The organism is Xanthomonas melonis, from assembly GCF_020783655.1.
GTDB classification, from domain to species: domain Bacteria; phylum Pseudomonadota; class Gammaproteobacteria; order Xanthomonadales; family Xanthomonadaceae; genus Xanthomonas; species Xanthomonas melonis.
In genome coordinates, this window is the sequence record NZ_JAJGQH010000006.1 from 1 (window position 1) to 23,034 (window position 23,034).

The window sequence follows — 23,034 nt, forward strand, 5'->3', positions numbered from 1 at the left end:
GAGAAGGTGCCCGAAGGGCGGATGAGGGCGCTTAGTCCTTCGTCACCCGATTGATTTCCGCCAGGCTGGTCACCCCATGCGCAGCCTTCATCAACGCCGACTGGCGCAAATCGCGGATACCGATCTTCTGCGCCGCCTCGGCGATCTGCATCGCATTACCGCCTTCCAACACGATCGCACCGATCTCGTCGGTCATCGGCATCACCTGGTAGATGCCGGTACGGCCCTTGTAGCCCTCGGTGCACTCGTCGCAGCCCACCGCCTCGTACAGCTCGATCCCCGCAGCGATCTGCTCGGGCGTAAAGCCTTCGGCCAGCAACGCGTTTTCCGGCAGCGACGACCTGCGCTTGCAGTGGTTGCACAACCGCCGCGCCAGACGCTGCGCGATCACCAGCGTCACCGAGGAAGTGATGTTGTAGGGCGCAATGCCCATGTTCATCAGACGCGCGATGGTCTGCGGCGCATCGTTGGTATGCAGCGTCGACAGCACCATGTGGCCGGTCTGCGCCGCCTTGATCGCGATCTCGGCCGTCTCCAGGTCGCGGATTTCGCCGACCATGATGATGTCCGGATCCTGGCGCAGGAACGAGCGCAAGGCCGCGGCGAAGGTCATGCCGCGCTTGTTGTTCTGCTGCACCTGGTTGACGCCTGGCAAGCGGATTTCGACCGGATCCTCGGCGGTGGAGATGTTGCGCGTCTCGTCGTTGAGGATGCCCAGCGCCGTATACAACGACACCGTCTTGCCCGAACCAGTCGGCCCGGTCACCAGCACCATCCCGTACGGCTTGTGGATCGCCTCCAGGAACAACTTCTGCTGGTCCGGCTCGTAGCCCAGCTTGTCGATGCCCAGCTTGGCCGCGCTGCCGTCCAGGATACGCAGCACCACCTTCTCGCCGAACAGCGTCGGCAAGGTGCTGACGCGGAAGTCGATCTGCTTGGTCTTGGACAGGTTGAGCTTGATGCGCCCGTCCTGGGGCACCCGCTTCTCCGCGATATCCAGCTGCGACATCACCTTCAAGCGAGCCGCGATGCGCTGATTCAGCTTCACCGGCGCCTTGGCCACATTCTTGAGCAGCCCATCGATCCGCAACCGCACCCGGTAATCGTCTTCATAGGGCTCGAAATGGATGTCCGAGGCTCCCCGCCGGATCGCATCCACCAGCACCTTGTTGACGAACTTCACCACCGGCGTGTCGTCGCCCTTGGCATCGACCCCGGAATCCCCGCCGGCGCCCATGTCCTCGTCCCCGGCCGACACGTCCAGGTCGCCCATGCCCTCATCATCATCCCCGAGAGAAGCGCCTAGCGAGGCATTACTGGCCTGCCATTGCTCCAGGGTACGACGGATCTGGTCTTCATCAACCAGGATCGGCTCGACCACCAAGTTTGTATGAAATTTGATGTCATCCAGCGCGCGCGTCTGCGTCGGGTTGCTCACCCCTACGAACAACCGGTTGCCGCGCTTGAACAGCGGCAGCACCTGATGCTTTTGCAGCAACTCCTCGCTGACCAGCTTGACCGCGTTTTGGCTAGCATCGAACACCGAAACGTCCATCAACGGCATGCCGAACTCGACTGCGTTGGCCGCTGCAAGTTGCGAGGCAGATACCAGCTTCTTCTCGGCGAACCACTGCGGCAAAGGAACTTTGGCAGCTGATGCCTGATCCATTGCCATCCTAGCCACACCTTCGTCTATAGCTCCATCCTGAACAAGACGCCGCGCTATACCAGTAATGCCAACAAGATTAACGGCTACGTTCATCGCGTTAAATGCTCCGAAGGTGATGGCGTCTATTCGACGAACCTAGACGACGCGCTTAGAGGGGCAAGTAAACTTCACTCATTTACAGTGGCCTTGACCATTCCGAAAACCGCGGCGCGGGTCACATATCGTCCCTGTATTGGTCCAATCCAGTTGAACACCTATCGATAACGATGGCGTATCAACGATGGTAAGCCGGGTCGCGCCATCGACGGAGGTCGCAGCAGTTGTCGCGCGAATCACGCCATCTTGTATCGAAAATGGCGTAGGAATATTTCGAGTTCCCCCAGCTGGAGGCATCGGTACGCCATTTTGCCCCGAACTGCATCCAGTCAACGATTGCTGTTCCGTCGCACATAGGCCTATCGCAGTGCGATAAGCCCCCAGCTCCGCCATTGCAGCAGCAGCTCTCGCGCGAGACACGTAGTCGCTATAGATAGGAGAAGCCACCGAGGCTAAAATCGCTACAATTGCGACGACAATCATTAGCTCCACAAGCGTGAAGCCTGCAAAATTTTTTTTCAGCCTCATCTCGCGCCTCCCCTACTAGACTTCAGCGCAAAGCCTCCGACTTGCAAAACTAAAAGAGCCCTGCCACTTGGCAGGGCTCTTTTTTCTATCCAATTACACAATTACGGGCAGCCGCCCTGACCTGGCTTGAAGCCGCGAGTAGCATTGCAAGAAGTACCCGAATTTTCCCAGGTGATGACGCCGGCATTCGCGGTCGGGGTCAGAACATACGTCAGGTTTGCTCCACCGCTCGATGCAGTGGCCCCAGTCGTCGCAGTGACCACACCATCGGCAATGCTGGTGATGTTGGTAACGTTCTTGGTACGGGGAAATGCGGCAGCAGTAATGGCTGGAATACCATTGGTACCGGCATTGCAACCGGTCGCAGTCTGCGTTTCGGCAATGCAGGACGAAATCGCGGTCTTGTAGCCAGCGAGTTCAGCAGCGGCGCCGGATGCACGCGTGCGCGAGACATAGTCCTGATATTGCGGAATCGCGATTGCAGCGAGAATAGCGATGATTGCCACCACGATCATCAATTCGATCAGCGTAAAGCCTTGTTGCTTCTTCATTTCAAGATCCCCAGAGTGAGTTAGACCGAGCAGCCAGATAAGCTAGACGGGCGTGCTGCAAATAGGCTTAAGCAGATTTCGTGCCAAGAATAGAACCAGCTCTTTGCATGCCGCGGGGCAATGATGAACCAACCGTGAGACCGAAGGAAGAAGCCGTGTTGCCAATTGAGACGCCGTCATCGCCCTGACGCACTAGGTCACTTTGTACCAAACGAAGTCACAAACCTTCTTCTGCAACCGGACGCGCCAGCTGCCTCCAAAAACGCTACCATAGACAGCATTCTGGCCTGGGGATGGCTAAGGGGAAATACATGTCGGCAATGCAGTCAGTCGCCAAGAAGACACAGCCTGGACAACGCAGCGTCCTGCTACAAACGTTTGTTTGGGAAGGGACAGACAAACGCGGCGTGAAGATGAAAGGGGAACAGACCGCAAGGAACGTGAACTTGCTTCGAGCTGAGCTTCGACGGCAAGGCATTACGCCAATAGTCGTGAAGCCCAAGCCCAAGCCCCTGTTTGGAGCTGCAGGCAAGAAGGTCACCCCTAAGGATATTGCATTCTTCAGTCGACAGATGGCCACCATGATGAAGTCTGGTGTGCCCATCGTAAGCGCGCTGGAGATAATAGGGGAGGGCCACAAAAATCCTCGAATGAAGCAGATGATCGGCCAAGTTAGAGGCGATATTGAAGGAGGGTCATCACTTTACGAAGCCATTAGCAAGCACCCAGTGCAGTTCGATGAGCTCTATAGAAATCTCGTTCGCGCGGGTGAAGGTGCAGGCGTTCTTGAGACCGTGCTCGATACTGTTGCAACGTACAAGGAAAATATCGAAGCACTGAAAGGAAAGATCAAGAAAGCACTCTTTTACCCAGCGATGGTTATCGCGGTTGCGTTGATCGTTAGTGCAATCCTTTTGATTTTCGTTGTCCCACAGTTTGAAGAAGTATTCAAGGGCTTTGGAGCGGAACTGCCTGCCTTTACCCAGTTGATTGTGTCAGCATCTCGTTTCATGGTGAGCTATTGGTTGCCAATGCTCTTCTTGACGATTGGCTCGATAGGCGGCTTCATTTTTGCCTATAAACGATCACCGCGAATGCAGCATGGAATGGACCGACTGGTATTGCGCATACCAGTGATTGGCCAGATCATGCACAATAGTTCCATTGCCCGTTTTTCTCGTACGACAGCTGTAACCTTTAGGGCAGGCGTGCCGCTAGTAGAAGCACTTGGGATAGTGGCAGGCGCAACGGGCAACAAGGTTTATGAAGAAGCAGTCCTTAGAATGCGTGATGATGTGGCAGTAGGGTATCCTGTCAATACCGCAATGAAACAAGTAAATATCTTCCCGCAGATGGTGATACAGATGACCGCAATTGGCGAGGAAGCAGGCGCCCTGGATTCCATGCTCTTCAAGGTTGCAGAGTATTTCGAACAAGAAGTGAACAACGCCGTAGATGCTCTTAGCAGCCTATTGGAACCGATGATCATGGTTTTTATTGGCACGGTTGTCGGCGGCATGGTTATTGGCATGTACCTACCCATTTTCAAACTCGCTTCGGTGGTTGGATAAGACGTAATGGCATTTCTCGACCAGCATCCCGGTCTCGGCTTTCCTGCCGCGGCCGGACTGGGACTGCTGATTGGCAGCTTCCTGAACGTGGTGATCCTGCGCTTGCCCAAGCGCATGGAGTGGCAGTGGCGGCGCGATGCGCGCGAGATCCTGGAGCTGCCGGACATCTATGAGCCGCCGCCGCCGGGGATCGTGGTGGAGCCCTCGCACGACCCGGTGACAGGCGACAAGCTCAAGTGGTGGGAGAACATTCCGGTCCTGAGCTGGGTGATGCTGCGCGGCAAGTCGCGCTACAGCGGCCAGCCGATCTCCATCCAGTATCCGCTGGTTGAGCTACTCACGGCCTTCCTGTGCGTGGCCAGCGTCTGGCGTTTCGGCTTCGGCTGGCAGGGCTTTGGCGCGATCGTGCTGAGCTGTTTCCTGGTAGCGATGTCGGGCATCGACCTGCGCCACAAGCTGTTGCCGGACCAGTTGACCTTGCCGCTGATGTGGCTGGGCCTGGTCGGCTCGATGGACAACCTCTACATGCCTGCCAAGCCCGCCTTACTGGGCGCGGCGGTCGGCTATGTCTCGCTGTGGACGGTGTGGTGGCTGTTTAAGCAGCTCACCGGCAAGGAAGGCATGGGCCACGGCGACTTCAAGCTGCTGGCCGCGCTCGGGGCCTGGTGCGGCTTGAAAGGCATCCTGCCGATCATCCTGATCTCTTCACTGGTCGGCGCCATCCTGGGCTCGATCTGGCTGGTGGCCAAGGGCCGCGACCGCGCCACCCCGATCCCATTCGGCCCCTACCTGGCCATCGCCGGCTGGGTGGTGTTCTTCTGGGGCAACGATCTGGTGAACGGCTACCTGCAGTTCGCAGGCCTGCGCTGACCGGGGCACGGCGATGAGCGACTTCATCGTCGGCCTCACTGGTGGCATCGCCTCCGGCAAGAGCGCCCTTGCCGCCGAGTTCGAGAAGCTGGGTGTACCGGTCATCGATGCCGATGCGGTTGCGCGGCACGTCGTCATGCCGGGTCCTGTTCTCGATTGCATCATCGACTACTTTGGACCAGGCATCTTGCTGCCGGATGGCACGCTGGACCGCTCCGCCCTGCGCAACATTGTTTTCGCAGATCTGACGCAACGCAAAGCGCTCGAAGCAATTACGCATCCGGCTATCCGTGCAGAGTTGCAGCGCGCGGCACAGGCGGCTGAAGGTCCTTATGCCATCGTTGCGATCCCTTTGCTCACCGAGGCGGGTGGCCGCGCAGCCTATCCCTGGTTGGATCGCGTTCTGGTGATCGATGCACCAGTCGAACTGCAACATGCACGACTAATGCGCCGCGATGGCAGCACGCCGGAATTGGCGGATCAGATGATCGCTGCGCAGGCGTCCCGCGAGCAGCGTCTTGCGCTGGCGGACGACGTCGTGGTCAACGATGGCCAGCCGGCACATCTAATTCGAGCGGCGCACGAGCTCGACGCGCGTTATCGCCAGCGCACGAATTAGCGCGTCATTCCTGCAATTCCGCACACCCTACCGACGGGAGCGGAAAACATGACAGGTCGCAAAGACGACCTAGCGATGAAAGGCCAGTGTCGCGATGACGCCGCGCTCCTGGCCTGGCCGCACGCTCACGCGCCAGCCATACAGGTCGCACAGCCGGCTGACGATGGACAGGCCGATGCCGCCGCCTTGCGAGTGGCCGGCGTGGGTGCCGCGGTAGCCGCGCTGGAACAGTTTGGCGGCGTCTTCTTCGCTCAGGCCGGGGCCGGAGTCGATGACTTCCACCGCATCGCCGAGCACGCGCACGCGCACCTGGCCGTCCTGGGTGTATTTGACGGCGTTGCCGATCAGGTTGCCGAGCGCGACCGACAAGGCGGATTCGGGCGCGTCGATCACCAGGTCGCGGCCGCCCTCCAGCAGCAGCTCCAGCGGTTTTCCGCCGAGTTGGGCGCGGTGCGAGTCGATCAGTTGTTCGGCCACCTTGGCCACATTGCTGCTGCCCTGCCCGCGTTCGTTGCGCGAGAGCAGCAGCAGCGAGCCGATCAGGTCGCTGCATTGCTGTTCGGCGCGCTGGATGCGCTGCAGCCGTTGCAGCACCTTCTCATCCAGATTGGGCTTGGTCAGCAGCAACTCGGTGGCACCGCGAATCACCGCCAGTGGCGTGCGCAGTTCGTGGCTGACGTCGGCGTTGAATTCGCGGTCGCGCTGCACCACTTCGGTCAGGCGTGCGGAATAGTCGTCCAGCGCTTCGGCGAGCTGGCCCACCTCGTCGTCCGGGAAGTGCGCGGCCAGCGGCTTGGGCTCGCTGGTACCGCCGCGGTAGGCACGCAGGCGCGCAGCCAGGTCCGACACCGGGCGCATCACCTTGGAGGCGGACCACCAGCCGATCAACAGTGAAAACCCGCTGAACACCAGTACCGACAGCATCAAGGTGCGCTTGAGCTGGATCTCGCCCTTGAGCGTCTGGGTCATGTCGTAGGCGAGGAAGAACCACTCGCTGGGCGTCTTGCGCACCGCCAGTTTGTACGAGTACGCATTGCCGTTTTCGTCCACGCCGGAAATGGTGTGGATGCCATCGGGGAACTGGTACCACTCCGGCTGCTCCAGGCGCAGCGCTTCGAACTTGTCGCTCTTGACCACGCGCCCGCGCATCTGTTGCACGGGCAGGTCGGGGTTGCGCATCGGATCGGAATAGAACCGCTGCGCGAACGCGTCGATGTTGCGGTTCATCACGTCTTCGACCAACTGGTTTTCCACGCGCGAGCGCGCCCAGTTGGTGGCAAAGGCGAACAGGGTCGTCAGGCAGAAGCCCAGCAACACGAACGACAGGATGATGCGGCTGCGCAGTCGCCGCCGGTAGCGGCCACGCCGGCGGGCGGGCCGCGGTCCGCTGGCACTCTCAGGCATCGGGCGAAGCGATGCGGTAGCCGATGCCATGGCGGGTCTGGATCATCGGTACATCGAACGGCTTGTCCACCACCGCGCGCAGGCCGTGAATATGCACGCGCAGCGAGTCCGAATCGGGGAGCTCTTCGCCCCACACGCGGGTTTCCAGCTCCTGGCGCGTCACCACGGCGGGCGAGGCTTCCATCAGCGCCTGCAGGATCTTCAACGCAGTGGGATTGAGTTGCAGCAGCTTGCCACGGCGGCGCACTTCCAGTGTGTCCAGGTTGTACTCAAGATCGCCGGTTTCGAGCACGCGGGTGTGCACGCCCTTGCCGCGACGCGACAGCGCGTTGAGGCGTACTTCCACTTCCTGCAACGCGAACGGCTTGATCAGATAGTCGTCGGCACCAGAGTCGAAGCCGGCCAGCTTGTTGTCCAGCGAGTCGCGCGCGGTGAGCATCAGCACCGGGGTTTGCTTGCGCGCTTCGTTGCGCAGCTTGCGACAGACTTCGATGCCGTCCATGCCGGGCAGGTTGAGGTCGAGCACGATGGCGTCGAACTCGTGCACCACCGCCAGGTGTAGGCCAGTGACGCCATCGGCGGCGAAATCCACCGTATGGCCGCGGTCTTCGAGGTAATCCCCCAGGTTGGCGGCAATGTCGCTATTGTCTTCGATTACTAGAATTCGCACTGGAACCTCGTTGTTGAGTCAGTTACCCGACTGCATTCGCACGTTCTGGCGTTGCAGCCGCGTCAATTCGTTTTTGTCGCCGTCTCGCAGCCGGCGCCGCTCGGCAGCCGTCATGCATTGCGTGGTGGAGAGATGCGAGCCCACTGCGCGAACGCGTTGACAGACCATCCGACTGTCTTCGCCAGCCTTGGTCAACAGCGCATTGACCACTTCCTGGTCATTGAACACTGCGACGCTTGACTCGGGCGTGAGTTGCGCCGGGTCGGGACTGGCCTGCAGCGTGGCCTGCATTCGCCCGAGGGCGGCCAGCACCTTGGCGCGGTCCTCGGGCCCGATCTCGGCATAGGTGTCGCCCGAGTTCAGGTCGCGGCGCACCTGTTCGGCCTGCTCGGCGAACGGCCGCTTGGCCTTGAGATCCACCATGGTCTTGGTGGCGGCAAAGGCCGGCAACGCCAGGAACAGCAGCAGCAGAGGTCCCTTCATGATTTTCCTTTGCGTTCCATACCCGACGATTGCTGAAATGTAGACCTGAACACGGCAACCAACAAGCCGTCACAAAAAGGCCCGGGCGCCTGTGGGACACCCGGGCCAAACGTTCTTCCCGATCACCGTCACTGCCGAGAGCGGAGCTACGGTCGGCAGAGGCTAGCGGTCCAGAGATTATTTTTTTGTTAATTTTTCGGTAAGGCATGCAGTCGGCCGATCAGCGGGTGGCCTGCTCCAGATGTTCCACGATATGGGTGGCGACATCCACGCCACAGACGCCCTCGACCCCTTCCAGCCCCGGAGTCGAGTTGACTTCCAGGACCAGTGGTCCACGGCTGGAGCGGATCAGGTCCACGCCGGCCACCGCCAGGCCGAGCGCGCGCGCCGAACGGACCGCCACTTCCTGTTCCTGCGCGCTGGCCTCGGCCATGGCGGCGCTGCCGCCCAGATGCAGGTTGGAACGAAAGTCGCCTTCGGCGGCCTGGCGGCGCATGGCGGCGACAACGCGGTCGCCGACCACGAAACAGCGCAGGTCCGCCCCCTCTGCCTCGCCGATGAATTCCTGCACGATGAAGTTGGCGTACAGCCCGCGCAGCGCCTCGACCACCCCGCGCGAGGCGCTGGCTTTTTCGGTCAGGATCACGCCGGCCCCCTGCGCGCCCTCGTTCAACTTCACCACATGCGGCGGCGGGCCGAGCATGGAGAGCAGATCCTGGGTGTCGTCGGGGTTGTCGCCGAACACGGTGACGGGCATGTCGATGCCCTGCGCGGCCAGCAGCTGGTGTGCACGCAACTTGTCGCGCGAACGCAGGATGGCGTCGGAAGGGTTCGGCGTATAGGTGCCCATGAACTCGAGCTGGCGCAACACTGCCGTGCCATAGCGGGTGACCGAGGCACCGATGCGCGGGATCACCGCGTCGAAGCCGGTGATCGGCTTGCCCTTGTAGTGCAGGCTGAAACCGTCGGCGGCAATCCGCATATAGCAGCGCAGCGGATCCAGGATGCGCACCGTATGCCCACGCTTGCGCCCGGCTTCGATCAGCCGGCGGGTCGAATACAGTTTGCTGTTGCGGGAAAGAATGGCGATCTTCATCGCAGTGGGAGTACGGCGCGGCCTGGACATGGTCGGAGTCTGGTGACGGAGTGACCCAAGCCCGTACGTGTGCCGTCCAGATCGCATGCAGGCCAGCTCCCTGCGCGCGACGATCGGACTGCTGTGCGACGGCCCCGAGAATGTGGAAGCGATGGCGCCAGGGCCTGTTGCAACCACGAACGCTGCGCAGCCACGGCCGCCTGGATGCTAGCAGGGCGTGCGCGCCGCGCTCAAGCGCCAAGCCGGCGACGGTCGCCCGCTAACGCATGCCAGCCATTGGCGCTGCCCGGCATGCACGGTCCACAACGCGTGGCGCGCGCAAGGCCCTCCGCTCGCAGCATCGATACCGACGCCGACGCAAGCTGCACATCCCCGTCGCCCTCACGCCACACCGCGATCGCCGTGACGCGTCTTGCACGCCTGGTACCGCAATGCTTGAGCCCCCTCAATGCCGGCATGCCGGCCCACCCGAGACCCATCCATGCGACGTCCAGCAAGCGCGGCCTATGCCAACCCCTCCCGCATCCGTCAGGGGCGTCCGTTTCCGCGCGGCGCCGTTTTCGATGGCAAGGGCACCAATTTCGCCCTGTTTTCCGCGCATGCCACGCGTGTGGAGCTGTGCCTGTTCGACGAACAGGGCAACGAAACGCGCGTCGACCTGCCCGAATACACCAACGAGATCTGGCATGGCTATCTGCCGGACGTCAAACCGGGGCAGCGTTATGGCTACCGCGTACACGGTCCTTACGCACCGACCGAGGGGCACCGCTTCAATCACAACAAGCTGCTGCTGGATCCCTATGCACGCGAGCTCGAAGGCGACCTGATCTGGGCCGACGAACTCTACGGCTACACGGTGGGCCACCCTGACGGCGATCTGAGTTTCGACGAGCGCGACAGCGCACCCTTCATGCCCAAGTGCGTCGTGGTCGAAGACACCTACGACTGGGAGGACGATGCGCGCCTGCTCAAGCCATGGAACGAGACGGTGGTGTATGAAACCCATGTGCGCGGCTACACCATGCGCAACCCGCAGGTGCCCGAAGCGCTCCGCGGCACCTGCGCCGGCCTGGCGCAGCCCCAGGTGCTGCAATACATCAAGGACCTGGGCGTCACCGCAGTGGAGTTGCTGCCGGTGCACGCGTACCTGGACGATCAACACCTGCTGGACAAGGGCCTGCGCAATTATTGGGGCTACAACACCATCGGTTTCTTCGCATTGAAGTCACGCTATCTCTCCAGCGGCCACCGCGATGAGTTCCGCGACATGGTCAAGGCCATGCACAAGCAGGGACTGGAGGTGATCCTGGACGTGGTCTACAACCACACCGCCGAAGGCAGCGAGCTTGGGCCCACGCTGTCGTTCAAGGGTATCGACAATGCCAGCTACTATCGTCTGGCCGAGGACAAGCGCTATTACATCAACGACACCGGCACGGGCAATACGCTCAACCTGAGCAACTCGCGGGTGATCCAATTCGTCAACGATTCGCTGCGCTACTGGGCGGGCGAAATGCATGTAGACGGCTTCCGCTTCGATCTGGCGACGATTCTCGGCCGCGAGCCGAGCGGGTTCGATCAACGCGGCGGCTTCCTGGATGCCTGCAACCAGGACCCGTTGCTGTCGGAAGTGAAGCTGATCGCCGAGCCGTGGGATTGCGGCCCTGGCGGTTACCAGGTGGGTCACTTCCCACCGGGCTGGTCGGAGTGGAACGACAAGTTTCGCGACAATGCGCGCGAGTTCTGGAAGGGGGAGGACGGCAAGCTCGCCGAATTCGCCACCCGTTTCACCGGCTCTGCGGACCTGTTCGATCGGCGCGGCCGCAGGCCGTGGGCGTCGGTGAATTTCATTACCGCGCACGATGGGTTCACCCTGCGCGATCTGGTCAGCTACAACGAAAAGCACAACATCGACAATGGTGAGGACAACCGCGACGGCTCGTCCAATGACGGATCGTGCAATTACGGCGCCGAAGGCGAGACCGACGATGCCCAGATCCTGCAGATCCGCGAGCGGCAGATGAAGAACCTGCTTGCCACCCTGTTCCTGGCGCAGGGAACACCGATGCTACTGGCCGGCGACGAGCGCGCGCAGACGCAGGGAGGCAACAACAACACCTATTGCCAGGACAACGAGATCACCTGGCTGGACTGGGAGAACGACCCCACCGACGGACGCCTGACCGACTTCGTCAAGGCGCTGACGCACCTGCGCAAGCGCTACCCGATCCTGTCGCGTGGACGCTTCCTCAACGGTCAGTACAACGAGGAAGCCGGAGTGCGCGACCTCACCTGGCTCAACCCGGGCGGCAGCGAGATGGACGATGCGCATTGGACCGACGCCGGTGCGCGCTCGGTGGGTCTGCTGCTGGAGGGCAAGGCGCAGACTTCCGGCGTCAAGGAGCTGGCCAACGATGCCACCCTGCTGATCGTGATCAACGCCTACCACGAGGGCGTGAGCTTCACCCTGCCCGCGGCCGACGAGCCGGTGCATTGGAAGCTGGTGCTCTCCACCGACGAAGCACTGGAAGTGGACATGATGCCGGCCGGCGCGAGCGAGTTCCTGGCGCCGCCGCGCAGCGTGTCGGTGTTCGAATGCAAGAGCGACCAATGACCTGACACGGAGTGGCTCGCCGTTCGTCGACAAGGCGAGCGGCGAGACCGCTGCACGCGCGGCACCGATGTGGCGAGGTGTCGGTCAAGGATCCAGGCCGTCGAAGGGTGCGATGGCGCGCGATCGTTACGCGACATCGTTGCCGGCCGCCTCCGCATCATCGCGACGTTCGATCTACAGAGCGCACTCCACACGGTGCCCGCTGCAGGCCGGGTGGCCGTGCTGCGGGAAGGGTTGGCTGCGAGAAACGTTGGCGCATGCATCGTCGCCGGGGCTTACGCTGCCTGGCCTGTGTCGCGACGAATCGACGCCGAGCAGCGGTAGTACGATGCGATCCGGGCAGGCAAAACCAGCGCCGTTCGGCGAGCCGTAGACCGCGAAGCATTGCACCACCAGACGCCGCGTCTGGCGCAACCAGTCACGCGTGTGCAGCGACTGACGGCCGCGTCCTTCAGACCCGCTCGAGCGTCGACCCGTCCTTGCTCGCGGACTGCTTAGCCGGGATAAAGCGGAAAGCGCTTGTCCGGGTGCTTGGCCTTCCATTCCTTGTACGAACTGGTGCCTTCCCAGGCCTTGAACGCGCGCGGCGTACGGCCGCGCCCGGACCAGGTTTCGCCCGAATGCGGGAGCCAGTACTTGGCCAGGACCTCGCCTGTGGACGCCAGCGGCCCCTTGGACTTGCCGGTCATGGCGAGCGAAGCGATCTGGGATTTCTGCTTGGCATTGAAGCGGCTGGCGAACTGGGTCAACACTTCCACGACCTGGTCGAAGGCTTCCAGCGTCTGGGAATACTTGAGCTGCGCCTCCTCCTGCTCGAGCTTGCGCAGTTCTTCCAGCAATTGGGCTTTGGCGGCGGCGGTGGGTGAATCAGGCGGAACCTGGCGCATTGACGAAGCGGGGCTTGGGTGGGTCAACGAGTATTGCCGCTGGGCCGCCCAGCGTAAAGCGTCTGGCGGCTGGCGGGTCTGCTCGCGCTCAGCGATGGCGCAGCAAGGCCTGCTCGCGGGCCATGGTCAGCACCGGCCCGATGCGCCCGGCCCGTATCAGTTCGCTGCAGTGCTTGCCCACGAATTCCACGCGCGGCGCGGTGAACCATTGCACCACCCGGTCCAGCTGACCTGCGTTGATCGACCAGGCATGGCAGACCGCCTCGCCCAGTTCCTCGACCCCCACCAGGCCCATCTCGCGGATCTGCTCGGAATCGAGCTTGAACATCTCGAGCACCTTTTCGGCATCGTCGGGCGTGCCGCAGCGAACCGGCTGCTGTTCCGGCCCGGCTCGATACGCGATCGAGGCCATCCGCGCAAACTCGGCGCGACGCATGCCCTTGACCAGCGCTCCAACCAGTTGGGAATAGGTAGTGATCATGGTGCTCGCTCGGTGGTGCATGCACTATGCGCACCGGCGACGACCCGCTCAATCAGGAGGTTCCTGACCGCGGGGAAGGAAATTTCGCAACAGTCCAGTCATGGTTTTCGGCGCAGCCTCGCTGCAATCGATGTCATGGACGCTGCGAAAAAAACGGACTCCCCCGGCTTCGTGGCGATGCGCTGAAGTCCCCACCGCCTAGCTTATCGCCACACTCACCGGACGCATCGGCGACGCAGGATCGCCATGGGGCGGAAGCCTGCGCCGAACGGATCGACCGAGCAAGGCGTGCCCCATGTGGGAGCCGACATGGGCGACAACGCGGCCTGTGCGATGGCCACGCGCGCGCGGCTTGCCGTCCTGGTCCACGCGCCTAGTGCCGTAGCGCCTGATCGACCGCCGTCAGCGTGCGCTCGTACGACGCACGCTCGGCCGCACTCAAGAATCCCTGCTCACGCACATGCCGGCGTACCCCCGTCTCCACCTTGGCCAGTTCCGCAACAAGGCGGCGCGACTGCCCTTGCGTCACGTCGCCTTGCTTGCGCGCCTGTGCGATCGTCTCCCGCAACACCGCGGTGCGCCCAAAAAAATAGTGTTGCTGCGCCCGATCGACCTGCCAGCGGCCTTGCACGGGCCGAACCTCAAGCCCGCTGCCACGCACGGATTGGATGAATGCCTGATCGGCGCTCAGGGAGCCCGACAGCGCCACGGAACGCTTGCCCTGCGTCAATCCAGGGTCCACGTCCACGGCACATCCGGTCCGATGCGCCAATTCTTGCAAACGCTCATCCAGCCGCTGTGCCGGCAGCGACAGTGGGAACGGCCCCGGCTGACAGGCCGCCACGGCCTGCCCCGCGCACAGAAACACGTTCCCGAATGCAACAACGATCGGCAGCAACCGATTGCAAACACCAGACATGGCGGCGTCCAGATCCGCACGGACATACGTGCAAACCAACGCTAGACCCGCAGGACCCAACGGCGACCAAATCGACGGGACACATCACTCGCCGCGCACTTCCGCAGCACACGCTCCGATCACATCGTCGGCGCGGCTATAGCAGGTGAGTTCTTCCAACGGGCTGGCTGCAGGAGCGCAGCTGATCGCGGAGCGAACCGGAAAATTGCGGAGCGGGCAGAAACGCCGAAACCCTTGCGGCATATGGAGCGGGCGATGGGAATCGAACCCACGTCAGTAGCTTGGGAAGCTACAGCTCTACCATTGAGCTACGCCCGCCTGGCGTGGTGAGAGTGTAGGCGGGTGCGGGCATCGGGCGCAATGTGCGCGTGACATGCAGCAGCACCATGACATGGCCGACTCGCCGCAACTAGGCCACTTTCTCCGCCACCACGCGGCCGATCTGGGTCGAACCGGTGGTGACCGGCAAGCGAGCGGCCAGACACGCTGCGCGTGGATCCCGCCCAGGCCTTGCGAGGATTCCACACGCAACGAGGGCCGGTTGCCCGGCCCTCGTGTCTTGCTGGTGCTGCACGCTCTACGACGCGTGGATCAGAATGCGCCGCTGAAATTCACGAACAGGGTGGCATCGCGTGCGCTGCGCTGGGCAGTGGTGGTGCTCAGGCCGATGTTGCTCTGCAGGCCCCACAGGCCGGTGCGCGCACCCAGTACCACGGTGGCGTAATTGCGATCGAAGTTCTGACCCGGGACGGTGTACATGCCTACCTGCGGCATCGACTGCAGCCAGGCGCTGGCTTCGCCGCCATCCTTGAACTCGTGGTCGTAGGTGGCCTGCAGGTAGGGCTTGACCATGGCGCCATCCAGACGCACCTGGAAGCCGACCCGGCCCACCAGCGAATCGATGTCCTGATCGGCATAGCCCAGCGCGGTCGCGCCTGCGTTGCTTTCGGTGTAGCCGTCGAGCTTGATCTTCTGCCAGGTCAGGCCGGCCACCGGGCCGTACTTGACGTTGCCTTCGCCCAGCGAATAGCCGGCGTTGAGCGCGGCGGTGAGGTTGCTGCCGTCCGGCGAACCGCTGTGCACGCGGGTGGCCGGCCCGAGCTGCACTTCGCGGTCCACGTCGTAGCTCAGCCAGCTGTAGCTGACCTGGGCATTGACCCACACCGGGCCGGTGTACCAGCCGAAGAAACCGCCCAGGGTGGTGTCGTCCTGCTTGAAGCTGCCATTGCGGTTGCCGAAGTCGGCGTCCATGCGGCCGAAGCCGGCAAAGCCACCGAAGACCAGATCGCCCGCGGTCCAATCCACACCGAACAGGCCGGCCGGCGCCAAGCCGTCGTACAGGTCGGCATGATCGTAGCGCTGCATGTCGCCACGCACGCTTCCCCACCAGCGCAGGCCGTCGGCGTCGGGCTTGCCGTCCAGATGCCAGGCCACCTGATCGGCGCGCGCGCGGCCGCCGGCCTGCGCGGAATGGGTCAGCACCTGCTGCAGACGCGGCGCTTCCAGCAGCGAGATCGCGTACTGGCCCAGGATCTGATGGACTGCAGTGGTCGGGTGGATGCCGTCTGCGAACACATAGGTGTTCTGCGCATTGGCGGCGACCAGGCTGGTCGGGTTGCAGGCCGGCAGCGCCAGCGCCGGGTTGCAGGCGGTGCTGGTGACGTTACTGAAACCAAAGGTGCCCGGCGTGGCGACGATTTCCTGCAGCATGTGGAAGGTATCGACCGGGATCACGCGCAGGCCAGCCGACTGCAGGCCGTTGAACAAGGCCGTGTTGTAGGTGGTGGCCGCAGCGGTGCCCTGCGCCATTCCCACAGCGCCGCCAGCGCGGAAGCGCGGGGTGAGGCCGACGTCCGGGATGGTGGGCACCATGACGTAGCGCGCGCCGGCATTTTGCAGGGTGGCCACGGCACCGACCTGTGCGGTGACCGCGCCGCCGATGATGGCCTGCGCCTGCGCCGGAGCGAGGGACGCGGCGAGCAGGTCGTTGGCGCCGCCCCACACGGTGTAGAGCGCGTTCGGGTCGGCGCGGCCGCCGTTGGCGGTGAGGTAGGTATTGATCTGGCTGGTCACCGACGGTGCGGCGCCGAGCACGCTGACCGAGCTGGCCTGGATACGCGCGCCGCCGGCAGCGTAGTTGTCGCCGATCTGGCCATTGCCGTTGGGCGCGGCATTGGTGGCGAAGTGGTCGGCCACGTACTCGGCCCATACCCAGCCCGGGTTGGTGGTGAACTTGCCGGTGACTGGGCGCGAGGCGGCCGGCAGCAGCGGGTTGTAGTAGCCGCTGTCGGTCAGGCTGTCACCGAAGAAGACGGTGCGATCGAAGGCCGACTCGGCCATGGCCGGGGTGGCCGCGATGGCGATGGCAACGGCCATCAGGGAACGGATCGGGCGAAATGTTGAAGCCATGGGAGTGCCTGTGTGATGGGAGTGGGACCGGAGATCGACCTGCATACGTACGCCGGCGCATGGCAATGGTTTCATCCTGGCCGCCCGTGCTCACGCTGCATCGCCGCATAACGCAAAAACGCGCGCCCGGACGGCGCGCGATGCAACAATGATGACATGAACATTCAACTCAACGGCAGCCCGCGCGCACTTCCCGACCAACTGACCCTGGCCGCCTTGCTGGAGCAGGAGGGCCTGGCCCAGCGGCGCGTGGCAGTGGAAGTCAACGGCGAGATCGTTCCACGTGGGCAACACGCCACGCATGCGCTGCATGCAGGCGACGTGGTGGAAATCGTACATGCGCTGGGCGGCGGCTGATGCGTCACGCCGCCCGACGCACCTGAGCACGATGGGTGATAATTGCGCCATGACGAATCCTGCCCCCTCCGACGCGCTGGTCATTGCCGGCAACCGCTACCGTTCGCGCCTGCTCACCGGCACCGGCAAGTTCAAGGATCTGGACCAAACCCGCCTGGCCACCGAGGCGGCCGCCGCCGACATCGTGACCGTGGCGATCCGCCGCGTGAACATCGGCCAGGACCCCAACGCGCCCAGCCTGCTCGACGTGCTGCCGCCGGACCGCTATACCCTGCTGCCCAACACCGCCGGCTGTTACACCGCCGAAGACGCAGTACGCACCTGTCGGCTGGCGCGCGAACTGCTGGACGGCCACACCCTCACCAAGCTGGAGGTGCTGGGCGACGAGAAGACGCTGTACCCGGACGTGGTGCAGACGCTCAAGGCCGCCGAGCAACTGGTCGCCGACGGCTTCGACGTCATGGTCTATACCTCCGACGATCCGATCCTGGCCAAGCGGCTGGAAGAGATCGGCTGCGTGGCGGTGATGCCGCTGGCCGCGCCGATCGGCTCGGGCCTGGGTATCCAGAACAAATACAACCTGCTGGAAATCATCGAGAACGCCAAGGTACCGATCATCGTGGATGCCGGCGTGGGCACCGCCTCGGATGCGGCGATCGCGATGGAGCTGGGCTGTGATGGCGTGCTGATGAATACTGCCATTGCCGGCGCACGCGATCCGATCCTGATGGCCAGCGCCATGCGCAAGGCGGTCGAGGCCGGACGCGAGGCCTTCCTGGCCGGGCGCATCCCGCGCAAGCGCTATGCGTCGGCGTCGAGTCCGGTGGATGGCGTGATTGGATGAGTGGGTGGTCTGCGTTGACATTGCGGCCGAGGCGCAATGATTGGCAGTGCGGCGTGCCGGATATGACCGCTGCCAGATCGCGCGTTGCTGCGAGCGCCCCGTCACACCGTACCCTCACCCCAACCCCCGCTCTGCGCCCCGGCCCGCGCCTGCGTCGCGGGCGCTCCTCGGCACGCGCGCCCACGGCGCGCAAGCTGTGCCTCCTCGCCCCGGTGGGAGAGGGGCGTTCGTTTCGTCGATGACTTAATTCATGACCGACCCTTTCACCAGCAACGGCGCCAAGATGCCGCCCAAACCCTTCACCATCGAAGAGGGCCGCCGCCAGGTGCGCAGCTTCGTGTTGCGCCAGGGGCGCTTCACGCCTGCGCAGCAGCGCGCCTTCGACGCGCTGTGGCCACGGTTCGGATTGGACTACACCGGTGCACCGCGCGATCTGGATGCCACCTTCGGCCGCAGCGCCCCCAAGGTACTGGAGATCGGTTTCGGCAACGGCGCCGCGCTGCGCTTCGCCGCCCAGCATGACCCCAGCCGCGACTACATCGGCATCGAGGTACATGCACCCGGTGTAGGCCGCCTGCTCAATGCGCTGGACGAAGACGGCAGCGCGCATGTGCGCCTCTACCACCACGACGCGGTGGAAGTGCTGGAACGCGAAATCGCCGATGGCGCGCTGGACGAGGTGCGCATCTACTTCCCGGACCCCTGGCACAAGAAGCGGCACAACAAGCGCCGCCTCATCCAGCCGGCCTTTGCGCAGTTGCTGGTGCGCAAGCTGCGCCAGGGCGGCCGCCTGCATGCCGCCACCGACTGGGCCGATTACGCCGAACAGATGTGGGACGTGCTCGATGCCACCGACGGACTGGTCAACCGCGCCGGCCCGCGCGGCCACGTCGAACGCCCGGCCTGGCGACCGCAGACCCACTTCGAAACCCGCGGCCAGAAGCTTGGCCATGGCGTGTGGGATCTGTTGTACGACCGGGATTCGGGAGTGGGGATTGGGGATTCGTAACAGCGCCTTCCCGCACAATCGACGCCGCAGCAGCTCAACGAATCCCCACTCCCGAATCACGAATCCCGGCCACTAATGGACACCGCGCTGACGCTGACCAACGATATGAAGCTCGTCCTCGGGCTGGTCGGCTTCACGATGGCGATGTTCCTGTTCGAGCGCATCCGCGCCGACGTGGTGGCGTTGATCGTGCTGGTGGTGCTGGGCGTCACCGGGCTGGTGGCGCCGGAAGAACTGTTCGGCGGTTTTTCCGGTAACGCGGTGATGAGCATCATCGCCACCACCATCCTCGGCGCAGGCCTGGAACGCACCGGCGCGTTGAACCGGCTGGCCAGCTGGTTGCTGCGGCGATCGCACGGCAGCGAGCAGCGGCTGATGATGATGACGCTGGGCATCTCCGGTTTGAACTCGTCGTTCATGCAGAACCCGTCGGTGATGGCGTTGTATCTGCCGGTGGCCTCGCGCCTTGCCGCACGCACCGGGCTCACCCTGCAGCGCATGCTGCTGCCGATCGCTTCGGCCATCGTGATGGGCGGTGCACTCACCATGGTGGGCAACTCGCCGTTGATCCTGCTCAACGACCTGCTGGTGTCGGCCAACAACAACCTGCCCTCGGGCATGGCCAGCATCGAGCCGCTGACGATGTTCGCGCCGCTGCCGATCGGCGTGGCCTTGCTGATCGCGGCGCTGCTGTACTTCCGCTTCTATGGCGACCGCAAGCTGATCGAGGAAGAGCGCCTGATCAACGAAGGCGTGACGCCGTCGCGCACCGAAAGCTATTTCGCCAAGACCTACGGCATCGATGGCGATGTGTTCGAGCTCATCGTCACCGCCGAAAGCCCGCTGGTCGGCATGACCCTGGGTGAAGCCGAGGCCCTGCACGATGCGCCGCTGCTGCTGGCGCTGAAGACCGGCAACGACACCCGTCTGGCGCCGCCGGCGGACATGCGCATCTGGGTCGGCAGCGTGCTGGGCGCGATGGGCCGGCGCCAGGAGGTGGCCGACTTCGCGCAGAACCATTTCCTGCGCATGTCCTCGCGGCTGCGCAACCTGGGCGATCTGTTCAACCCGAGCCTGGCGGGCATTTCCGAAGCGGTCATCCCGCCCAATTCGCGGTTGATCGGCAAGAGCGCCGGCGAACTGCGGCTGCGCAAGCAGGCCGGCATCAGCCTGCTGGCGATCAACCGCGACAAACAGGTCATCCGCGAGGACGTGCGCAACGTGCCGCTGCGCGCCGGCGACATGTTGGTGTTCCACAGCATCTGGCAGGATCTGGCGCAGGCAGCGGAAAGCCGCGACTTCGTGCCGGTCACCGATTTCCCGAAGGGCGAACAACGCCCGCACAAATTCAAGATCGCCATGGCGATCTTCGCCTTCACCATCTTGATCGCACTGACCTCCAAGCTGCCGGTGGCACTGACGCTGATGACCGGCGTGGCCTGCATGCTGGTGGCCGGCGTGCTGCGCATGGACGAGGCCTACGCCTCGATCAACTGGAAGACCATCTTCATGATGGCCGGGCTGATTCCCCTGGGTTGGGCGATGGACAGCAGCGGCACCGCTGCCTGGGTCGCCGGCCACACCATCGACCGCCTGCCCGAAGGCATCCCGGTGTGGGCGCTGGAAATCAGCCTGGCACTGCTGACCACCGCGTTCTCGCTGGTGATCAGCCATGTGGGTGCGACCATCGTGATGGTGCCCATCGCGGTCAACCTGGCGTTGGCGGCCAACGGCAACCCCACCGCCTTCGCACTGATCGTGGCGCTATCGGCATCCAACAATCTGATGACCGCCTCCAACCCGGTGATCTCGATGGTCGCCGGCCCGGCCAACTATCAGCCGCGCGAACTGTGGCGCGTGGGCGCACCGCTGTCGCTGATCTACATCGTGGTGATGGTGGCGACGATCAACCTGATGTTCTGGTGGGCGGCGCGCTGAGGGCGGCGATACGCCGGCGGATGCCGCACTCATTGCACGCGACATGCAGCGACCACGCCAGACACCGGCGGGCTGCTGCACTCTGCGCGCAGGTCGCGGCCCGGTCGTCGCGCGCGCGGGCCATCTTCGACGCGCGCAGCGCTCCCGTTCTTGCGGTGACGTTCTGTCTTGCGCAGGGCTCGCGGGCCGCGCTGCGGGCGCTGCCCTAGGCGAGCAGCACCTGCCCTGCCTCGATGCGCACCGGCACCGCGACCAGCGATTGGCCGCGACACGGCCCGCTGATGCATTCGCCTGCCCCCAGCTCGAATGCAGCGCCGTGCGCGGCGCAGACCAGATGGCCGTCTGCGGTCTTGAGAAACTGACCCGGCGCCCAGTCCAGCCGTCGGCCGGCATGCGGACAGACATTCAACCAGGCACGCACCTGCTCGCCGTCGCGGTACAGCACCAGCGACTCGGCACTGCCGCCCCACACCGCCTCCACTTCCAGCACTCCGGCATCGGGAATCTGTGCGACGGCAACAAGCGGGACGGGCGATGGCGCGGACATTGGCACTGGCTGCTGGCGGTGGGCGGCGATTGTGGCATGCGCCTGGCTACGGTCGCTGCCGGCGGCCTGTGGTGCTGGCAGGCGAACCTGACGACCGTCATGGGCATGCGCTTGCCCGTGATGTGATGCCCTTAACAAAACAGGCGTCGATTTAACGAAGTTTTCACTCAATGACATGAAACCGCAACGATACTGCGCGCTCGTTTCCTGCCCGGCAGCCCACCGCCATGCCTGCACGCATTTTCCAATCCGGCCACCTGCATCACCTGTTTGCGCCGCGCAAGCCGCGCCACCCGCTGGTACGCGTCGCTGCCGGCCTTGCCGGGCTGGCCATTCTTGCGGTGCTGATCTTCTTCAGCGTCTTCGTGGGTGCGGCGATGATCCTGGGCGGCATCGCCTGGAAGCTCCTGAGCAAGTCGAACCGGCGGGCGCCGCAGCAGGCGCGCGTGGTCGATGCCGAATACCGCGTGGTGCGCAAGCCTGCGCTGCCGATGTCGCACTGAGGTCTGCGCGGCACGCCTGCCGAGCCGGTCCACACTCCCACTGCATCGCATCGGCATGTCGACGGACATGCCGATGTCGTTTGCACGCCAAGATGCATCTACTGCGATGTGCCGGCCGCTGCCCGGTGCGCCATTGCCGAAGGTTCCGTCGTACGCCGTAGAGCGGCTAGACTCACGCGTCCCGTTCCGAGGATGCGCGCATGACCCACGATGTGATTCCCGCTGCCGATGTTCCGCGTATTCCGGTGATCGGCGGCGGCAATTTTCCGGTGCATCGCATCTATTGCGTCGGCCGAAACTTCGCCGACCACGCGCGTGAAATGGGCGCCAGCGCGCCGGCATCGAAGGCAGAACGCGGCCAGCCGACCTTTTTCATGAAACCCGCCGACGCCATCGTGGTCGGCCACGGCGACCACATCGCCTACCCGCCCGGCACCCGGGAGCTGCATCACGAAGTGGAACTGGTGGTCGCGCTGGGCAGCGACGCGCCGGCGGGCGAAGTGCCGGTGGACCAGGCCGAGGCGTTGATCTACGGCTATGGCGTGGGGCTGGACCTGACCCGGCGCGATCTGCAGGCCGCTGCCAAAGCCAAGGGCCTGCCCTGGGATACCGCGAAGGGCTTCGACCAGTCCGCGCCGATCAGCGAACTGGTGCATGCCGGCGAGGTGGGCGCACTGGATGCGCTGAACCTGTCGCTGGAAGTCAACGGGCAGGTACGCCAGCAGTCGTTGCTGGATCAGATGATCTGGAGCGTGCCGGAAATCCTGCACGAGCTCTCCAAACTCTACGCACTGCGCGCCGGCGATCTGATCTTCATGGGCACACCGGCCGGCGTGGGGCCCTTGCTGCCGGGCGACCAGTTCAGTGCGCGCCTGGAGAACGTGGCCGAGCGCCACGGCATCATCGCGGGCTGACATCGGCCGGGCTAGGATCGGCTCAGCGGCAGTTGGTCCGCGACCGCATCAGGAG

General features: G+C 63.8%; 22 protein-coding genes and 1 tRNA gene. 10 read left to right on the plus strand and 13 right to left on the minus strand.

The window, feature by feature from the left end; translation table 11 throughout:
* Window positions 1-31 precede the first annotated feature (31 nt).
* From pilB to LL964_RS07240, 3 genes are all read right to left on the minus strand, one after another.
* A complete protein-coding gene (gene pilB, locus LL964_RS07230; RefSeq protein WP_104586658.1) occupies window positions 32-1,762 on the minus strand; it encodes a type IV-A pilus assembly ATPase PilB in 1,731 nt (576 codons plus the stop codon).
* A 78-nt stretch (window positions 1,763-1,840) separates the two neighbouring features.
* Window positions 1,841-2,293 carry a pilin gene (locus tag LL964_RS20100; RefSeq protein WP_167395255.1) on the minus strand — a complete coding sequence of 151 codons (453 nt, stop codon included), beginning with the start codon at window positions 2,291-2,293 and terminating at the stop codon, window positions 1,841-1,843.
* A gap of 101 nt (window positions 2,294-2,394) precedes the next feature.
* Complete coding sequence (locus LL964_RS07240; protein ID WP_104586659.1) at window positions 2,395-2,844, minus strand: pilin; 450 nt, start codon at window positions 2,842-2,844, stop codon at window positions 2,395-2,397.
* A gap of 320 nt (window positions 2,845-3,164) precedes the next feature.
* Between LL964_RS07240 and LL964_RS07245 the strand changes: the two genes are divergently transcribed.
* From LL964_RS07245 to coaE, 3 genes are read left to right on the plus strand one after another with little or no spacing between them, the layout of a single operon-like run.
* Window positions 3,165-4,415 (plus strand): type II secretion system F family protein, encoded by a 1,251-nt coding sequence (locus LL964_RS07245; RefSeq protein WP_228329403.1) that lies wholly within the window; start codon window positions 3,165-3,167, stop codon window positions 4,413-4,415.
* Between the two features lie 6 nt (window positions 4,416-4,421).
* Window positions 4,422-5,285, plus strand: a complete 864-nt coding sequence (locus LL964_RS07250) for a prepilin peptidase (protein ID WP_104586660.1) — start codon at window positions 4,422-4,424, stop codon at window positions 5,283-5,285.
* Window positions 5,286-5,298: 13 nt separating this feature from the next.
* Entirely contained in the window at window positions 5,299-5,904 is a 606-nt protein-coding gene (gene coaE, locus LL964_RS07255) for a dephospho-CoA kinase (protein ID WP_104586661.1), read from the plus strand.
* Between the two features lie 69 nt (window positions 5,905-5,973).
* On the opposite strand, the gene LL964_RS07260 is transcribed toward coaE, so the two are convergent.
* The 4 genes from LL964_RS07260 to rimK form a co-directional block, all read right to left on the minus strand.
* The gene (locus LL964_RS07260; protein WP_167395256.1) at window positions 5,974-7,308 is read right to left on the minus strand and encodes a sensor histidine kinase; all 1,335 of its coding nucleotides are present in this window, start codon (window positions 7,306-7,308) and stop codon (window positions 5,974-5,976) included.
* Complete coding sequence (locus LL964_RS07265) at window positions 7,301-7,978, minus strand: response regulator transcription factor (RefSeq protein WP_003490678.1); 678 nt, start codon at window positions 7,976-7,978, stop codon at window positions 7,301-7,303. The genes LL964_RS07260 and LL964_RS07265 overlap by 8 nt, the downstream gene beginning before the upstream one ends.
* Window positions 7,979-7,996: 18 nt before the next feature.
* Complete coding sequence (locus LL964_RS07270) at window positions 7,997-8,461, minus strand: hypothetical protein (protein WP_208621403.1); 465 nt, start codon at window positions 8,459-8,461, stop codon at window positions 7,997-7,999.
* 220 nt (window positions 8,462-8,681) lie between these two features.
* Window positions 8,682-9,557: a 30S ribosomal protein S6--L-glutamate ligase gene (rimK, locus tag LL964_RS07275; protein WP_104586662.1), complete on the minus strand. Its 876-nt coding sequence runs from the start codon at window positions 9,555-9,557 to the stop codon at window positions 8,682-8,684.
* 481 nt (window positions 9,558-10,038) lie between these two features.
* Here rimK and glgX point away from each other — a divergent pair, with 481 nt between their 5' ends.
* Window positions 10,039-12,171 carry a glycogen debranching protein GlgX gene (glgX, locus tag LL964_RS07280; protein ID WP_104586663.1) on the plus strand — a complete coding sequence of 711 codons (2,133 nt, stop codon included), beginning with the start codon at window positions 10,039-10,041 and terminating at the stop codon, window positions 12,169-12,171.
* Between the two features lie 494 nt (window positions 12,172-12,665).
* On the opposite strand, the gene LL964_RS07285 is transcribed toward glgX, so the two are convergent.
* From LL964_RS07285 to LL964_RS07305, 5 genes are all read right to left on the minus strand, one after another.
* Window positions 12,666-13,058: an H-NS histone family protein gene (locus LL964_RS07285; protein WP_104586664.1), complete on the minus strand. Its 393-nt coding sequence runs from the start codon at window positions 13,056-13,058 to the stop codon at window positions 12,666-12,668.
* 88 nt (window positions 13,059-13,146) lie between these two features.
* A complete protein-coding gene (locus LL964_RS07290) occupies window positions 13,147-13,536 on the minus strand; it encodes a hypothetical protein (RefSeq protein ID WP_167395269.1) in 390 nt (129 codons plus the stop codon).
* A 376-nt stretch (window positions 13,537-13,912) separates the two neighbouring features.
* A complete protein-coding gene (locus LL964_RS07295) occupies window positions 13,913-14,458 on the minus strand; it encodes an STN domain-containing protein (protein ID WP_146092343.1) in 546 nt (181 codons plus the stop codon).
* Window positions 14,459-14,702: 244 nt separating this feature from the next.
* Window positions 14,703-14,776, minus strand: a tRNA-Gly gene (locus tag LL964_RS07300).
* A 273-nt stretch (window positions 14,777-15,049) separates the two neighbouring features.
* A complete protein-coding gene (locus LL964_RS07305; RefSeq protein WP_104586667.1) occupies window positions 15,050-16,834 on the minus strand; it encodes an autotransporter outer membrane beta-barrel domain-containing protein in 1,785 nt (594 codons plus the stop codon).
* 189 nt (window positions 16,835-17,023) lie between these two features.
* On the opposite strand from LL964_RS07305, the gene thiS reads away from it, so the two are divergent.
* From thiS to LL964_RS07325, 4 genes are all read left to right on the plus strand, one after another.
* Window positions 17,024-17,224 carry a sulfur carrier protein ThiS gene (gene thiS / locus LL964_RS07310; protein WP_104586668.1) on the plus strand — a complete coding sequence of 67 codons (201 nt, stop codon included), beginning with the start codon at window positions 17,024-17,026 and terminating at the stop codon, window positions 17,222-17,224.
* Between the two features lie 49 nt (window positions 17,225-17,273).
* Window positions 17,274-18,068 (plus strand): thiazole synthase, encoded by a 795-nt coding sequence (locus tag LL964_RS07315; RefSeq protein WP_104586669.1) that lies wholly within the window; start codon window positions 17,274-17,276, stop codon window positions 18,066-18,068.
* A gap of 250 nt (window positions 18,069-18,318) precedes the next feature.
* Window positions 18,319-19,077 carry a tRNA (guanosine(46)-N7)-methyltransferase TrmB gene (trmB, locus tag LL964_RS07320; protein WP_104586671.1) on the plus strand — a complete coding sequence of 253 codons (759 nt, stop codon included), beginning with the start codon at window positions 18,319-18,321 and terminating at the stop codon, window positions 19,075-19,077.
* A gap of 75 nt (window positions 19,078-19,152) precedes the next feature.
* Window positions 19,153-21,015, plus strand: coding sequence for an SLC13 family permease (locus LL964_RS07325; RefSeq protein WP_104586672.1), 1,863 nt, complete (start codon window positions 19,153-19,155; stop codon window positions 21,013-21,015).
* A 205-nt stretch (window positions 21,016-21,220) separates the two neighbouring features.
* Here the strand turns inward: LL964_RS07325 and LL964_RS07330 are convergent, their stop codons facing one another.
* Window positions 21,221-21,562: a Rieske (2Fe-2S) protein gene (locus LL964_RS07330; protein ID WP_104586673.1), complete on the minus strand. Its 342-nt coding sequence runs from the start codon at window positions 21,560-21,562 to the stop codon at window positions 21,221-21,223.
* Between the two features lie 227 nt (window positions 21,563-21,789).
* On the opposite strand from LL964_RS07330, the gene LL964_RS07335 reads away from it, so the two are divergent.
* The gene (locus tag LL964_RS07335) at window positions 21,790-22,065 is read left to right on the plus strand and encodes a hypothetical protein (protein WP_104586674.1); all 276 of its coding nucleotides are present in this window, start codon (window positions 21,790-21,792) and stop codon (window positions 22,063-22,065) included.
* A gap of 200 nt (window positions 22,066-22,265) precedes the next feature.
* Window positions 22,266-22,979 (plus strand): fumarylacetoacetate hydrolase family protein, encoded by a 714-nt coding sequence (locus LL964_RS07340; RefSeq protein WP_104586675.1) that lies wholly within the window; start codon window positions 22,266-22,268, stop codon window positions 22,977-22,979.
* Window positions 22,980-23,034: the final 55 nt, after the last annotated feature.

What these genes read in the sequence shown, in the direction of transcription:
- trmB (WP_104586671.1), top strand. Translation starts at nt 18,319, where the DNA reads ATGACCGACCCTTTCACCAGCAACGGCGCCAAGATGCCGCCCAAACCC.
- pilB (WP_104586658.1), bottom strand. Translation starts at nt 1,762, where the DNA reads ATGAACGTAGCCGTTAATCTTGTTGGCATTACTGGTATAGCGCGGCGT.
- LL964_RS07305 (WP_104586667.1), bottom strand. Translation starts at nt 16,834, where the DNA reads ATGGCCGTTGCCATCGCCATCGCGGCCACCCCGGCCATGGCCGAGTCG.
- LL964_RS07325 (WP_104586672.1), top strand. Translation starts at nt 19,153, where the DNA reads ATGGACACCGCGCTGACGCTGACCAACGATATGAAGCTCGTCCTCGGG.
- LL964_RS07315 (WP_104586669.1), top strand. Translation starts at nt 17,274, where the DNA reads ATGACGAATCCTGCCCCCTCCGACGCGCTGGTCATTGCCGGCAACCGC.
- thiS (WP_104586668.1), top strand. Translation starts at nt 17,024, where the DNA reads ATGAACATTCAACTCAACGGCAGCCCGCGCGCACTTCCCGACCAACTG.
- LL964_RS20100 (WP_167395255.1), bottom strand. Translation starts at nt 2,293, where the DNA reads ATGAGGCTGAAAAAAAATTTTGCAGGCTTCACGCTTGTGGAGCTAATG.
- coaE (WP_104586661.1), top strand. Translation starts at nt 5,299, where the DNA reads ATGAGCGACTTCATCGTCGGCCTCACTGGTGGCATCGCCTCCGGCAAG.
- LL964_RS07260 (WP_167395256.1), bottom strand. Translation starts at nt 7,308, where the DNA reads ATGCCTGAGAGTGCCAGCGGACCGCGGCCCGCCCGCCGGCGTGGCCGC.
- LL964_RS07240 (WP_104586659.1), bottom strand. Translation starts at nt 2,844, where the DNA reads ATGAAGAAGCAACAAGGCTTTACGCTGATCGAATTGATGATCGTGGTG.
- LL964_RS07330 (WP_104586673.1), bottom strand. Translation starts at nt 21,562, where the DNA reads ATGTCCGCGCCATCGCCCGTCCCGCTTGTTGCCGTCGCACAGATTCCC.
- LL964_RS07250 (WP_104586660.1), top strand. Translation starts at nt 4,422, where the DNA reads ATGGCATTTCTCGACCAGCATCCCGGTCTCGGCTTTCCTGCCGCGGCC.
- LL964_RS07335 (WP_104586674.1), top strand. Translation starts at nt 21,790, where the DNA reads ATGCCTGCACGCATTTTCCAATCCGGCCACCTGCATCACCTGTTTGCG.
- LL964_RS07285 (WP_104586664.1), bottom strand. Translation starts at nt 13,058, where the DNA reads ATGCGCCAGGTTCCGCCTGATTCACCCACCGCCGCCGCCAAAGCCCAA.
- LL964_RS07295 (WP_146092343.1), bottom strand. Translation starts at nt 14,458, where the DNA reads ATGTCTGGTGTTTGCAATCGGTTGCTGCCGATCGTTGTTGCATTCGGG.
- LL964_RS07340 (WP_104586675.1), top strand. Translation starts at nt 22,266, where the DNA reads ATGACCCACGATGTGATTCCCGCTGCCGATGTTCCGCGTATTCCGGTG.
- glgX (WP_104586663.1), top strand. Translation starts at nt 10,039, where the DNA reads ATGCGACGTCCAGCAAGCGCGGCCTATGCCAACCCCTCCCGCATCCGT.
- LL964_RS07245 (WP_228329403.1), top strand. Translation starts at nt 3,165, where the DNA reads ATGCAGTCAGTCGCCAAGAAGACACAGCCTGGACAACGCAGCGTCCTG.
- rimK (WP_104586662.1), bottom strand. Translation starts at nt 9,557, where the DNA reads ATGAAGATCGCCATTCTTTCCCGCAACAGCAAACTGTATTCGACCCGC.
- LL964_RS07270 (WP_208621403.1), bottom strand. Translation starts at nt 8,461, where the DNA reads ATGAAGGGACCTCTGCTGCTGCTGTTCCTGGCGTTGCCGGCCTTTGCC.